The organism is Elioraea sp. Yellowstone, assembly GCF_006704265.1.
GTDB lineage: Bacteria > Pseudomonadota > Alphaproteobacteria > Acetobacterales > Acetobacteraceae > Elioraea.
This window is the reverse complement of sequence record NZ_VIKA01000089.1, coordinates 1-14,333: the sequence shown is the minus strand read 5'-3', so window position 1 is coordinate 14,333 and position 14,333 is coordinate 1. Positions and strand designations below refer to the sequence as shown.

Annotated in this window: 10 protein-coding genes; 1 reads left to right on the top strand and 9 read right to left on the bottom strand. The window is 69.9% G+C overall.

The window, feature by feature from the left end; genetic code table 11:
- Positions 1 to 116: 116 nt before the first annotated feature.
- The 8 genes from rpsG to rplK all read right to left on the bottom strand — a co-directional run bounded on the left by rpsG (position 117) and on the right by rplK (position 12,411).
- Positions 117 to 593, bottom strand: a complete 477-nt coding sequence (gene rpsG / locus FK498_RS12635; RefSeq protein WP_141855090.1) for a 30S ribosomal protein S7 — start codon at positions 591 to 593, stop codon at positions 117 to 119.
- A 17-nt stretch (positions 594 to 610) separates the two neighbouring features.
- Entirely contained in the window at positions 611 to 982 is a 372-nt protein-coding gene (gene rpsL, locus FK498_RS12630) for a 30S ribosomal protein S12 (protein ID WP_019016592.1), read from the bottom strand.
- 313 nt (positions 983 to 1,295) lie between these two features.
- Entirely contained in the window at positions 1,296 to 5,462 is a 4,167-nt protein-coding gene (gene rpoC / locus FK498_RS12625; protein ID WP_141855089.1) for a DNA-directed RNA polymerase subunit beta', read from the bottom strand.
- An 89-nt stretch (positions 5,463 to 5,551) separates the two neighbouring features.
- Entirely contained in the window at positions 5,552 to 9,724 is a 4,173-nt protein-coding gene (gene rpoB / locus FK498_RS12620; RefSeq protein WP_141855086.1) for a DNA-directed RNA polymerase subunit beta, read from the bottom strand.
- 226 nt (positions 9,725 to 9,950) lie between these two features.
- Positions 9,951 to 10,331: a 50S ribosomal protein L7/L12 gene (gene rplL, locus FK498_RS12615; protein ID WP_141855084.1), complete on the bottom strand. Its 381-nt coding sequence runs from the start codon at positions 10,329 to 10,331 to the stop codon at positions 9,951 to 9,953.
- Between the two features lie 87 nt (positions 10,332 to 10,418).
- Positions 10,419 to 10,937 (bottom strand): 50S ribosomal protein L10, encoded by a 519-nt coding sequence (gene rplJ, locus FK498_RS12610; protein ID WP_141855082.1) that lies wholly within the window; start codon positions 10,935 to 10,937, stop codon positions 10,419 to 10,421.
- Positions 10,938 to 11,277: 340 nt separating this feature from the next.
- A complete protein-coding gene (rplA, locus tag FK498_RS12605; protein WP_141855079.1) occupies positions 11,278 to 11,973 on the bottom strand; it encodes a 50S ribosomal protein L1 in 696 nt (231 codons plus the stop codon).
- Positions 11,974 to 11,976: 3 nt separating this feature from the next.
- Entirely contained in the window at positions 11,977 to 12,411 is a 435-nt protein-coding gene (rplK, locus tag FK498_RS12600; RefSeq protein ID WP_141855077.1) for a 50S ribosomal protein L11, read from the bottom strand.
- Between the two features lie 137 nt (positions 12,412 to 12,548).
- Between rplK and FK498_RS12595 the strand changes: the two genes are divergently transcribed.
- Entirely contained in the window at positions 12,549 to 13,970 is a 1,422-nt protein-coding gene (locus FK498_RS12595) for an MFS transporter (RefSeq protein WP_141855075.1), read from the top strand.
- Between the two features lie 135 nt (positions 13,971 to 14,105).
- Here FK498_RS12595 and FK498_RS12590 read toward each other — a convergent pair.
- Positions 14,106 to 14,333, bottom strand: a 228-nt coding sequence (locus FK498_RS12590; RefSeq protein ID WP_202614839.1) for a SelB C-terminal domain-containing protein, incomplete at its 5' end; no start/stop codon positions are given.

The following is a 14,333-nucleotide window of genomic DNA, read 5'->3' as shown; positions in this document are numbered from 1 at the left end:
CTTGCCATGGTCCACATGACCAATCGTGCCGATGTTGCAGTGCGGCTTCGTCCGCTCAAACTTCGCCTTCGCCATGGTCGTTCTCCGTGGGGCGTCCGGTCAGCGTTTCGGGTGGGTTACCAGCGGTAGTGCGAGAAGGCCCGGTTGGCCTCGGCCATCCGGTGCGTGTCCTCGCGCTTCTTGACGGCCGCGCCGCGATTGTTCGCCGCGTCCATGAGCTCGTTCGAGAGCCGGTCCTGCATCGTGTGCTCGCCGCGCTTGCGGGCGGCATCGATGATCCAGCGGATCGCCAGCGCCTGGCGCCGTTCGGCGCGCACCTCGACGGGCACCTGGTAGGTCGCGCCGCCGACGCGGCGCGAGCGCACCTCGACCGCCGGCTTCACGTTCTCCATCGCCTCGTGGAACACGCGCAGCGGATCGGCATTCGCGCCGGCGCGGCGCTTCACCGTGTCGAGCGCGCCGTAGACGATCGCCTCGGCGACGCTCTTCTTGCCGTCGTACATCAGCGCGTTCATGAACTTCGACAGCACGACGTCGCCGTACTTGGGATCCGGCAGGACCTCGCGCTTCTCGGCGCGGTGGCGTCGCGACATGGTTCAGCCCCTCCCCGTCACTTCGGCCGCTTGGCGCCGTAGAGCGAGCGCCGCTGGCGGCGCTTGGCGATGCCCTGCGTGTCGAGCACGCCGCGCAGGATGTGGTAGCGCACGCCCGGCAGGTCCTTCACGCGCCCGCCGCGGATCATCACCACCGAGTGTTCCTGGAGGTTGTGGCCCTCGCCGGGGATGTAGGAGACGACCTCGAACCCGTTCACCAGCCGCACCTTCGCGACCTTGCGCAGCGCCGAGTTCGGCTTCTTCGGCGTGGTCGTGTAGACGCGCGTGCAGACGCCGCGCTTCTGCGGCGAGCCCTGCAGCGCGGGGACCTTGTTGCGCTTCCGCCTGGGCTCGCGGCCCTTGGCGATCAGCTGGTTGATCGTCGGCATCCCGTTCCTCTCGTCGCGCCGGCGCCCGGCCCTCAACGACACTCGACACAAACGACGCCGCGAGCCACGGCGTCAGCCGCGCTCGCGCGCCCGAACCTTCGACCCCGACCTCGGCCACCCCTGGGGGGCAGCGGCACCGGAGCCGCTCACATCGCATTCCCGCCGCCCCTCGAGGCCCGGGGGCGGCAAGGCCGCGGAACCTAGCCCCGCACCCCCACCCCGTCAAGCGTGGCCGGCGCGGGAGGCGCCCGCAGACCTGGCCACGTCATGGCGCATGGCGCGGGCCGGGGCGGGGAGGGCAGTGCCCGCCCCGCTACGCGGCAGCCGCCCCCTCGCCGGTGAGCGCGGGGGTCTCGGCGGTGACGGCACGGCCCTTGTCGCGCTGCGCCGCGAGCGCCTTCAGCCGCATCATCACGTTGCCCGTGCCGGCCGGGATCAGCCGCCCGACGATCACGTTCTCCTTCAGCCCCGCCAGCGTGTCGACCTTGCCGGCCACCGCCGCCTCGGTCAGCACCCGCGTCGTCTCCTGGAACGAGGCGGCCGAGATGAAGCTGTGGGTCTGCAGGCTGGCCTTGGTGATGCCCTGCAGCACCGGGAAGGCCCTGGCGGGACGCTCGTCGGCGGCGATCCGCTTCTCGTTCTCGATCTCGAACTCGATGCGATCCACCTGCTCGCCGACCAGGAAGGTCGTGTCGCCCGGATCCTCGACCTCCACCTTCTGCAGCATCTGGCGGACGATCACCTCGATGTGCTTGTCGTTGATCTTCACGCCCTGCAGCCGGTAGACGTCCTGGATCTCGTTGACGAGGTAGTTCGCCAGCGCCTCCACGCCCAGCACCTTCAGGATGTCGTGCGGCACGCGCGGGCCGTCGACCAGCGGGTCGCCGATCCGGACGTAGTCGCCCTCCTGCACCGAGACGTGCTTGCCCTTCGGGATCAGGTACTCGCGCTCCTCGCCGGTCTCGTCGTTCTTGACCACGATGCGGCGCTTCGCCTTGTAGTCCTTGCCGAACTCCACGCGGCCGTCGATCTCGCTGATGATCGCGTGGTCCTTCGGCCGGCGCGCCTCGAAGAGTTCGGCCACGCGCGGCAGACCGCCGGTGATGTCGCGCGTCTTCGAGCTCTCGCGCGGGATGCGCGCGAGCACGTCGCCGGCGTTCACCTTCGCGCCGTTCTCGACCGAGAGGATCGAGTCGACCGAGAGGAAGTAGCGGGCCTCCGCGTTGTTCGGCAGCTTGACGATCTCGCCCTTCTCGTCGCGCAGCACGATGCGCGGGCGCAGATCCGCACCCTTGGCCGCCTGCTTCCAGTCGACCACCACCTTGGACGACAGCCCCGTCGCCTCGTCCACCCGCTCGACCACCGTCACGCCCTCGATCAGGTCGACGTAGTCGACGATGCCCGAACGCTCGGTGATCACCGGCAGGGTGTAGGGGTCCCACTCGGCGAGCTTCTGGCCGCGCGCGACCTGGGCCCCCTCGTCGGCCAGCAGCCTGGCGCCGTAGGGCACGCGGTAGCGCGCGCGCTCGCGCCGCTGGTCGTCGAGCAGCACGAGCTCGCAGTTGCGGCTCATCACGATCGGCACGCCCTGGCTGTTCACGACCACGTTGCGGTTCTTCACCGTGACGATGCCGTCGCCCGCCGCCTCGACCTGGCTCTGCTCGGCGCCGCGCTGGGCGGCGCCGCCGATGTGGAAGGTGCGCATGGTGAGCTGCGTGCCCGGCTCGCCGATCGACTGCGCGGCGATCACGCCCACCGCCTCGCCGATGTTCACCGGGGTGCCGCGCGCGAGGTCGCGACCGTAGCAGGCGGCGCAGACGCCGGTGCGGCTGTCGCAGGTGAGCACCGAGCGGATGTAGACGCTCTCCACGCCCGCGCGCTCGATCGCATCCGCCTCGACCTCGCCGATCAGCGTGCCGCGCGGCGCGATCACCGCCCCCGTCACCGGGTCCTGCACGTCCTTCGCCACCGTCCGTCCGAGGATGCGCTCGGAGAGCGAGGCGACCACCTCGCCGCCGTCCAGCACCGCGCGCACGGTGATCCCCCGCTCGGTGCCGCAATCCTCCTCGACGATGATGCTGTCCTGCGCGACATCGACGAGGCGCCGCGTCAGGTAGCCCGAGTTGGCGGTCTTGAGCGCGGTGTCGGCGAGACCCTTGCGGGCGCCGTGCGTCGAGTTGAAGTACTCGAGCACGTTCAGCCCTTCCTTGAAGTTCGAGATGATCGGCGTCTCGATGATCTCGCCGGAGGGCTTGGCCATCAGCCCGCGCATCCCGGCGAGCTGGCGCATCTGCGCGGGCGAGCCGCGCGCGCCGGAGTGGCTCATCATCCAGACCGAGTTGATCTCCTTGCCGGCCTCGCGCTTGGAGATCTCCTTCATCATCGCCGCGGCGACCTCCTCGGTGCAGCGCGACCAGGCGTCGACCACCTTGTTGTAGCGCTCGCCCCAGGTGATCAGGCCGTCCTGGTACTGCTGCTCGAACTCCTTCACCTCGGCCTCGGTCTTGGCGATCAGCTCGCGCTTCGCGGCCGGCACGATCATGTCGTCCTTGCCGAAGCTGATCCCAGCCTTGGCGGCGGCGCGGAAGCCGAGCCCCATCAGCCGGTCGGCGAAGATCACGCTCTCCTTCTGGCCGCAGTGGCGGTAGACGGCGTCGATCACGTCCGAGACCGCGCGCTTGGTGAGCTGGCGGTTCACCAGCGCATAGGGCAGGTTCGGGTGCTGCGGCAGGATCGCGCCGATCATCATCCGACCGGGCGTCGTCACGACACGCTCGACGACCGGCGCGCCGTCCCGGCCGACCGCCTCGCGGCGGGTGCGGATCTTGCTGTGCAGCGTGATCGCGCCGGCCGCGAGCGCCTGTTCGATCTCGCCCATGCCGGTGAAGGCGGGCGCCTGATCGTCCGGCGTCTCCTCGTACTCCCTGGTCTCGAGGCTCAGGTAGTAGATTCCGAGCACGATGTCCTGGCTCGGCACGATGATCGGCTTGCCGTTCGCCGGGCTGAGGATGTTGTTGGTGGACATCATCAGCACGCGCGCCTCGAGCTGCGCCTCGAGCGAGAGCGGCACGTGCACCGCCATCTGGTCGCCGTCGAAGTCGGCGTTGAACGCCGTGCACACCAGGGGGTGGAGCTGGATCGCCTTGCCCTCGATCAGCACCGGCTCGAAGGCCTGGATGCCGAGCCGGTGCAGCGTGGGCGCCCGGTTCAAGAGCACCGGGTGCTCGCGGATCACCTCCTCGAGGATGTCCCACACCTCCGGCCGCTCCTTCTCCACCATCCGCTTGGCGGCCTTGATGGTGGTGGCGAGGTTGTACTTCTCGAGCTTGGAGTAGATGAACGGCTTGAACAGCTCGAGCGCCATCTTCTTCGGCAGACCGCACTGGTGCAGCTTGAGCTCCGGCCCGACCACGATCACCGACCGGCCCGAGTAGTCGACCCGCTTGCCGAGCAGGTTCTGGCGGAACCGCCCCTGCTTGCCCTTCAGCATGTCGGAGAGCGACTTCAGCGGCCGCTTGTTGGCCCCCGTGATCGCGCGGCCGCGCCGTCCGTTGTCGAACAGCGCGTCGACCGCCTCCTGCAGCATGCGCTTCTCGTTGCGCACGATGATGTCGGGTGCGCGCAGCTCGATCAGCCGCTTCAGGCGGTTGTTGCGGTTGATCACGCGCCGGTAGAGGTCGTTGAGGTCCGAGGTCGCGAAGCGGCCGCCGTCGAGCGGCACGAGCGGGCGGAGCTCGGGCGGGATCACCGGGATCACGTCCATGATCATCCACTCGGGGCGCGCGCCGGATTCGAGGAAGGCCTCGATCAGCTTCAGCCGCTTGACCAGCTTCTTGCGCTTCGCCTCGGAGGTGGTCTCCTTCAGCTCGACGCGCAGCCGCGTCTTCTCGGCGGCGAGGTCGATCCCCGCGAGCACGCTCTTCAGCGCCTCCGCGCCGATGCCGACCGAGAACGCGTCCTCGCCGAACTCGTCGATCTTCGCCTGGTACTGGTCCTCGCTGATGAGCTGGTGCAGCTTGAGATCGGTCAGCCCGGGCTCGAGCACGATGTAGCTCTCGAAGTAGAGGACCTTCTCGATCTCCTTCAGCGTCATGTCGATCATCAGGCCGATGCGAGAAGGCAGCGACTTCAGGAACCAGATATGCGCCACGGGGCTGGCGAGCTCGATGTGGCCCATGCGCTCGCGCCGCACCTTGGCGAGCGTCACCTCCACGCCACACTTCTCGCAGATGATGCCGCGGAACTTCATCCGCTTGTACTTGCCGCACAGGCACTCGTAGTCCTTGATCGGCCCGAAGATGCGCGCGCAGAACAGGCCGTCCCGCTCCGGCTTGAAGGTGCGGTAGTTGATCGTCTCCGGCTTCTTGATCTCGCCGTAGGACCAGGAGCGGATCTGCTCCGGGCTCGCGATCGAGATCCGGATCTGGTCGAAGGTCAGGGCGCCCGACTGCTGGCCCAGGATCTTCATCAGCTCGTTCATCGTCTCATCCTCGCTCCTGCCGGATGCGCCCCGGCACTGCGAACGGAACTCTCAGGCGCGGACGGCACCCCCGTCGGATCGCCGCCCGCTCAGGCGCCTCGGTTCTCGAGCTCGACATTGAGCCCGAGCGACTTCAGCTCCTTCACCAGCACGTTGAAGCTCTCCGGGATGCCGGCCTCGAAGGTGTCCTGGTCGCGCACGATCGCCTCGTAGACCTTGGTGCGGCCGGAGACGTCGTCCGACTTCACGGTCAGCATCTCCTGCAGCGTGTAGGCCGCGCCGTAGGCCTCGAGCGCCCAGACCTCCATCTCGCCGAAGCGCTGGCCGCCGAACTGCGCCTTGCCGCCGAGCGGCTGCTGCGTGACGAGGCTGTACGGCCCGATCGAGCGCGCATGGATCTTGTCGTCCACCAGGTGGTGCAGCTTCAGCATGTAGATGTAGCCCACCGTCACCTTGCGCTCGAACGGCTCGCCGGTGCGACCGTCGATCAGCGTCACCTGGCCGGACTTGTCGAGGCCCGCCTTCTCGAGCATCGCCTCGATGTCGTCCATCCGCGCCCCGTCGAACACCGGGGTTGCGATCGGCACGCCGGCGCGCAGGTTGCCCGCCAGCTCCGCGAGCTCGGCCTGATCCATGCCCGCGATCTGCTCGCGGTAGATCGCGCTGCCGTAGACGTCCTCGAGCTTCTGCCGCAGGGGCGCGAAGTTGCCGGTCCGCCGCGCCGCATCCAGCGCCTCGCCGATCTGCCGCCCCAGCCCCGCGCAGGCCCAGCCGAGATGGGTCTCGAGGATCTGGCCCACATTCATGCGGCTCGGCACGCCGAGCGGGTTCAGCACGATGTCCACGGGCGTCCCGTCCTCGAGGAACGGCATGTCCTCGATCGGCACCACCTTGGAGACCACGCCCTTGTTGCCGTGGCGCCCGGCCATCTTGTCGCCCGGCTGCAGCTTGCGCTTCACCGCGACGAACACCTTGACCATCTTCATCACGCCGGGCGGCAGCTCGTCGCCGCGCTGCAGCTTCTCGACCTTGGAGAGGAAGCGCGCCTCGAGCCGGCGCACCGCCTCGTCGAACTCGCGCTTGAGCTGCTCGATCTCGGCCATGGTGGCGTCGTCGGAGACGACGATGTTGCGCCAGGCGCCGCGCGGGATCTCGGCGAGCACCGCCTCGTCGATCACCGTGCCCGCCTTCAGCCCCTTGAAGCCCGAAGCGGCGGTCTTGCCGATCAGCTTCTCCTTCACGCGGTTCAGGAACGACCGCTCCTGGATCGCCTTCTCGTCGTCGCGGTCCTTGGCGAGACTCTCGATCTCGGCCCGCTCGATCGCGAGCGCACGCTCGTCCTTGTCCACGCCGCGGCGGGCGAAGACGCGCACATCCACCACCGTGCCCGACACGCCCGGCGGCAGCCGGAGCGAGGTGTCGCGCACGTCGGATGCCTTCTCGCCGAAGATCGCGCGCAGGAGCTTCTCCTCCGGCGTCATCGGGCTCTCGCCCTTCGGCGTCACCTTGCCGACCAGGATGTCGCCCGGCCGGACCTCGGCGCCGATGTAGACGATGCCGGCCTCGTCGAGGTTCTTCAGCGCCTCCTCGCCGACGTTCGGGATGTCGCGCGTGATCTCCTCCTGGCCGAGCTTGGTGTCGCGCGCCATCACCTCGAATTCGTCGATGTGGATCGAGGTGAACACGTCGTCGCGCACGATGCGCTCGGAGATCAGGATCGAGTCCTCGAAGTTGTAGCCGTTCCACGGCATGAACGCGACCAGGACGTTGCGCCCCAGCGCGAGCTCGCCGAGCTGCGTCGAGGGCCCGTCGGCGATGATGTCGCCCGCCTGCACCACGTCGCCCACGCGCACCAGCGGACGCTGGTTGATCGAGGTCGACTGGTTGGAGCGCTGGAACTTGCGCAGCCGGTAGATGTCCACGCCCTCGGTCGTGCCGTCCGCGCGGGTCGCGCGCACGACGATGCGCGCGCCGTCGATCTGGTCGACCACGCCGGCGCGGCGCGCCATGATCGCGGCCCCGGAATCGCGCGCCACGGGGCCTTCCATGCCGGTGCCGACCAGCGGCGCCTCGGCCTCGATCAGCGGCACCGCCTGGCGCTGCATGTTCGAGCCCATCAGCGCGCGGTTGGCGTCGTCGTTCTCGAGGAAGGGGATCAGCGCCGCGGCCACCGAGACGAGCTGCTTGGGGCTCACGTCGATCGCGGTGACCTGGTCGGGCGGCACCATCGCGTAGTCGCCGCCCTTGCGCACCGAGACGAGCTCGCCGAGGATCCGCCCGTCGGGGCCGATCGGCACGTCGGCCTGGGCGACCACCAGCTTCTCCTCCTCCATGGCGGAGAGGTAGCGGATCTCGGGCTGCACCACGCCGTTCCTGACGAGACGGTAGGGCGTCTCGATGAAGCCGTACTTGTTCACCTGGGCGTAGGTGGCGAGCGAGTTGATCAGGCCGATGTTCGGCCCCTCGGGGGTCTCGATCGGGCAGATCCGGCCGTAATGGGTCGGGTGGACGTCGCGCACCTCGAAGCCCGCGCGCTCGCGCGTCAGCCCCCCCGGGCCCAGCGCCGAGAGGCGGCGCTTGTGCGTCACCTCCGAGAGCGGATTGGTCTGGTCCATGAACTGGCTGAGCTGCGAGGAGCCGAAGAACTCGCGCACCGCCGCCGCCGCCGGCTTGGCGTTGATCAGGTCGTGCGGCATCACCGTGTCGATGTCGACCGAGCTCATGCGCTCGCGGATCGCCCGCTCCATCCGCAGGAGCCCGACCCGGTACTGGTTCTCCATCAGCTCGCCCACCGAGCGGACGCGCCGGTTGCCCAGGTTGTCGATGTCGTCGATCTGGCCGCGCCCGTCCTTGAGCTCGTGCAGCGTCTTCACCACCGCGAGGATGTCGGCCTTGCGCAGCGTGCGCACCGTGTCCGGCACCTCCTCGGTCGAGAAGCCGAGGCGCATGTTCATCTTCACCCGCCCGACCGCGGAGAGGTCGTAGCGCTCGGGGTCGAAGAACAGGCCCTTGAACAGCGCCTCGGCCGTCTCCGGCGTCGGCGGCTCGCCCGGGCGCATCACGCGGTAGATGTCGAGCAGCGCCTCGTCGCGGTTCGAGTTCTTGTCGAGCGCAAGGGTGTTGCGCAGCCAGGGCCCGGTCTGCTGGTCGATCGCCAGCGTGGCGAGCGTCTCGAACCCGGCCGCCTCGATCGCGGCGAGCTTGGGCTCGGTGATCTCCTCGCCCGCCTCGAGATAGATCTCGCCGGTCTCGAGGTTCACCATGTCCTCGGCGGCGAAGCGGCCGAGCAGGTCGGCGCGGCCGACCAGCACCTCGGTGGTGCCGGCCTCGGCGATCCGGCGCGCGGCGCGCTGGTTGAGCTTCGTGCCGGCCTCGGCGACCACCCGCCCGGTGCGGGCGTCGACCAGCGCGTCGAGCAGCTTCACGCCCCGGAACGCCTCCGGATCGAAGGCGCGGCTCCAGCCCTTGGGCCCGCGCGTGAACACCACGCGGCCATAGACCGCGGCGAGGATCTCCTCGGCGTCCATGCCGCGCACCTCGCCCGGCTCCAACTCCTCGCCGGCCGCGGCCCGCGCCGCGCGCAGCGCCTCGGTCGCCGCGCTGTCGAGCGCGTAGAGCAGCGTGGTGACCGGCAGCTTGCGGCGGCGGTCGATGCGCACATAGAGGATGTCCTTGGCGTCGAACTCGAAGTCGAGCCAGGAGCCGCGATAGGGGATCACCCGCGCGGCGAACAGGTACTTGCCCGAGGAATGCGTCTTGCCCTTGTCGTGGTCGAAGAAGACGCCGGGCGAACGATGCATCTGCGAGACGATGACCCGCTCGGTGCCGTTCACGATGAAGGTGCCGTTGTCCGTCATGAGCGGCATGTCGCCCATGTAGACGTCCTGCTCCTTGATGTCGCGGATCGAGCGCGCGCCGGTGTCCTCGTCGACGTCCCACACGATCAGGCGCAGCCGCACCTTGAGCGGCGCGGCATAGGTCATGCCGCGCTGCATGCACTCCTCGACGTCGTATTTCGGCTCCTCGAACTCGTACTGCACGAATTCGAGCCGGCCGCGCCCGGCGAAGTCGTCGATCGGGAAGACGGACTTGAACACCTCCTGCAGGCCGGAATGCGTGCGCGCATCCGGGCTGACATGCATCTGCAGGAAGCCCTCGTAGGAGGCGCGCTGGACCTCGATCAGGTTCGGCATCGGCGCGACCTCGGGGATACGCCCGAAGCTGCGGCGGATGCGCTTCCTGCCCGTGAACGAACCGATCATCGACCTGCCCCCATGCTGGCTCACGCCGTGACACCCGGAATGGCGGACCCTGCCCGGCCGGAGCGGCGGCCGGTTGCCGGAACGGCAGCGGCCGGGCGGAGGAGGGTCACCCCCGCCCGGCGCCGGATGGCGGCCGAGGTGGCCGCAGGCTTGTTCGCGCGCCCCCTCACCCGATCAGGGACCTCCACCCGATCGGGAGCGGCGCCGTGCGTGACGTCGCGTCCGATCACTTGATCTCGACGGTCGCGCCCTGCTCCTCGAGCACCTTCTTGATCTTCTCCGCCTCGTCCTTGCTCACGCCCGCCTTCACCTCCTTGGGCGCGCCCTCGACGAGGTCCTTGGCCTCCTTCAGGCCGAGCCCCGTGATCGTGCGGATCTCCTTGATCACGTTGATCTTCTTGTCGCCGGCCTTGGCCAGGATGACGGTGAACTCGGTCTGCGCCTCGGCCGCCGGCGCGGCCGCGGCACCCGCCGCGGGAGCCGCCGCCACCGCCACCGGCGCGGCCGCCGACACGCCCCACTTCTCCTCCAGCATCTTCGAGAGCTCGGCGGCCTCGAGCACGGTCAGGCTCGACAGCTCGTCCACCAGCTTCGCCAGATCAGCCATTGTTCCAGTCCTTGTCTCTTGCGGTTTCCAGTCTTCTGCGCGCGACCCGGACCATCCGGACCGCGCCGTCACGTCCTCGGAAGGCCCTCAGGCCGCCTCGTCCTTCCGTGCATAGGCACCGATCACCCGGGCCACCTGCCCGGCCGGAGCCGCGAGCACGCTCGCGATCCGGCTGGCCGGGGTCTTGATCATGCCGATCAGCTTGGCGCGGAGCTCGTCGAGCGAGGGCAGCTCGGCGAGCGCCTTCACCCCCTCCGCATCCAGCGTCTGGGTGCCGAGCGCACCCCCGACAATCACAAGCTTCTCGTTGGCCTTGGCGAACGTCACGACGGTCTTGGCCGCCGCCACCGGATCCTTCGACCACGCAAGCGCGGTCGGACCCTTGAGCCACGGCTTGATCCCGTCGAACCGGGTGCCCTGAAGGGCGAGACTGGCCAGACGGTTCTTCGCGACCCGGAAGGTCGCCCCGGCCTCCCGCATCCGCGCGCGCAGGTCGGACATCTCCGCCACCGTCAGCCCGGCATTGCGGGTGACGACGACGATCGAGGTCTCCTGGAACACGGCGGCGAGCGAGGCCACGACCTCCCGCTTCTCCGTACGGTCCACGTCCCGTCTCCATCGTTCCGGCCCGGGACCATCCCGGGCCGAACTGCCCATGGACCATCCGCCTTCCGGACAGGGCCGGCAGCCGGATGGCCCGGTTCGCCTGTCCAGACGCAGAAGACCGGACCGCGAGAGGGACCTCCGCCGCATCGCACGGACGCGCCGGACGCCCTCCTCGTGATCCGTTCCTCCTGTCTACCGCCTGCGGGCCTTCCGGCCCTTCAAGGGAGGCGCCGCGGCGCGCTCCCACACGCGGTCTCGGACAGGGTCGGGTGCGGCGCGATCCTGCCGCCCCCTGCCCCGCGTCCCGGTCGCCCGGAACGCGGGATCCCGTGCGCCGCCGTCAGAGCGACAGCGACGCGGTATCCACCTTCACGCCCGGCCCCATGGTCGAGGAGAGCGACACCTTCTTGATGTAGGTGCCCTTCGCCCCCGCGGGCTTGGCCCTGGCGATCGCGTCGATGAAGGCGCGCGCGTTCTCGGCGAGCTTCTCCTCCGGGAAGGAGGCCTTGCCGATCCCGGCATGGACGATCCCCGCCTTCTCGGCGCGGAACTCGACCTGGCCCGCCTTGGCGGCCTGCACCGCGCCCTTCACGTCCATCGTCACGGTGCCGAGCTTCGGGTTCGGCATCAGCCCGCGCGGGCCCAGAACCTTCCCCAGCCGACCGACCAGCGCCATCATGTCAGGGGTGGCGATGCAGCGGTCGAAGTCCATCTTGCCGGCCTGGACCGCCTCGGCGAGGTCCTCGGCGCCGACCACATCGGCCCCGGCGGCCTTCGCCTCCTCGGCCTTGGCTCCCTTGGCGAACACGGCGACCCGCAGGGTCTTGCCGGTGCCGTGGGGCAGCGAGGTCATGCCGCGCACGTTCTGGTCGGCATGGCGGGGATCGATGCCGAGATTCATCGCGATCTCGACCGTCTCGTCGAACTTCGCGCGGGCGTTCCGCTTGACGATCCGCACCGCCTCCTCGAGCGGATAGGCCTTCTGCGGGTCGAAATCCCGATAGAGCGCGGCCAGGCGCTTGCCACGATCGGCCATGGCTCAGCCCTCCACCACCTCGAGGCCCATGGACCGCGCGGAGCCGGCGAGCATGCGCATCGCCGCCTCCTCGTCGTAGCAGTTCATGTCCTTCATCTTGATCCGGGCGATCTCGCGGAGCTGGCTCTGCGTGACCTTGCCGACCTTGGCCCCCTTGCCGGGCGCCTGGGCGCCCTTCTCGAGCTTGGCGGCCTTGAGCAGGAAATAGGTGTTGGGCGGGGTCTTGGTGACGAAGGTGAAGCTGCGGTCGGCGTAGGCGGTGATCACCACCGGCGTCGGCGTGCCCGGCTCCATCGCCTGGGTTGCGGCATTGAACTCCTTGCAGAACTGCATGATGTTGAGGCCGCGCTGACCGAGCGCGGGCCCCACCGGCGGGGACGGGTTCGCCTTCCCGGCCGGGATCTGCAGCTTGATGTACCCGACGACCTTCTTCGCCATCTCTCGCCCCTGGCTCCAGGGGGCCGCGGTGCCTGCGGGATGCGCGCAAACGCACCCCTCCCGCGTCCCGTTCTCTGCGAGCCGGCGGGTATAGGCGTGCCGCCCGGGACTGTCCAGCCCCAAATGCGCGTCTGTCAATGCCCGTGACGAGGGGCAGCCCCGACGATCCCGTCCCCTCCCGCCCGCCGCGGCTGACCGCGCTGGTGGTGGCGGCGGCCCTGTTCATGCAGAACATGGACAGCACCGTGATCGCCACCGCGCTGCCGGCGATGGCGGCCGGATTCGGCTCGGACGTCGTGACGCTGTCGCTGGCGCTGACCGCCTACATGCTGAGCCTCGCCGTGTTCATCCCGGCCTCGGGGTGGCTCGCCGACCGGTTCGGAGCCAGGGCCGTGTTCCAGGCCGCGATCGTGGTCTTCACGCTGGGATCGGCGCTGTGCGGTCTCGCCCCGACGCTCCCCTTCCTGGTGGCGGCGCGGCTTGTCCAGGGCATGGGCGGGGCGCTGATGGTGCCGGTCGGCCGGCTCGTTCTGCTCCGCGCGGTGCCCAAGAGCCAGCTCGTCAACGCCATGGCCTGGCTCTCGATCCCGGCCCTGATCGGGCCGCTGATCGGCCCGCCGGTGGGCGGGTTCATCGTCACCCATGTCTCCTGGCGCTGGATCTTCGCGCTCAACGTGCCCGTGGGCCTGGTCGGGCTCGCGCTCGCGACCCGCGTCATCCCGGAGACCCGCGGCACGGCGACGCGCCGGCTCGACGGGCTGGGGCTCGCGCTCTCAGGCACGGCCCTGGCCGGGATCATCCTCGGCGGCGAATTGCTGACCAAGCCGGTGTTCGGCCCCGCCCTCGCCGCGTCCGTGCTGGGGGCCGGGCTGATCGCGGCCGGGGCCTATCTCCGCCATGCGCGCCGCCTCGCGCGGCCGGTGCTCGATCTCCGCCTGCTGGCGGTGCCGAGCTTCGGCCTGTCGGTGGCGGCGGGGACGCTGTTCCGCATCGGCGTGGGCGCGATCCCGTTCCTGCTGCCGTCCATGATCCAGGTGGGGTTCGGGTGGAGTGCGGCCGAGGCGGGGCTGATCACGTTCTCGGCCAGCGTGGGCGCGATCGCGATGAAGATGGCGGCAGCGCCCCTGCTGCGGCGGTTCGGGTTCCGCCGCCTGCTGGTGGCGAACGGGGTGGCCTCGGCGGCCTCGATCGGGGCGATGGGTCTGATGGGCGCGGCGTGGCCGATCTGGGCGATGCACCTGGTGCTGGCGGTGGGTGGGTTCTTCCGCAGCCTGCAGTTCACCGCCTTCAACACCGTCGCCTTCGCCGACATCCGTCGCCACCGCGCGGCGGATGCGACGGGGTTCTATTCGACCGCGCAGCAGGTCTCGCTCACACTCGGGGTGGTGGCGGCCGCTGCGGCGCTGGAGACGGCGATGGGGCTGGCGGGGCGTGCCCACCCGACGGCGGCGGATTTCTCGGCCGCGTTCCTGGCGGTGACGACGGTGGCGATGCTCGCCGTGCCGGTGTGCCTGCGCCTGCCGCCGGATGCCGGCGACGCGATGGCAGGGCGGGCATAGGCGGGATCGGCCGGCGAACGCCGTCACCCGTCCGGCCGGCTGCGGCCGCCCGCGATCCGCTCGAGGCACCGGCCCCGGGATTTCCCCGCGCGCCTCGCCACGCGATCCCGCGAGTCCACCCGATCGCGATCCGCGCTAGGAACCCGGCACCGGCGCGGACGGGGGGGCGAGCCTGCCGAGACGGTCCGCACGCACGAGGCGCGCCTCGCCCCGGCGCACCGTCACCCCCACGCGATCGAGCCATTCCAGCAGCACGATCGCCATGTTGCGCCCGCACCTCGCGGCATCGCGGAACGGCGCGGGCCGCACCAGCCCGTCGGGCCCGCGCGCCGCGGCCAGCGCGGCGGCGAGGTCGGGCAGCAC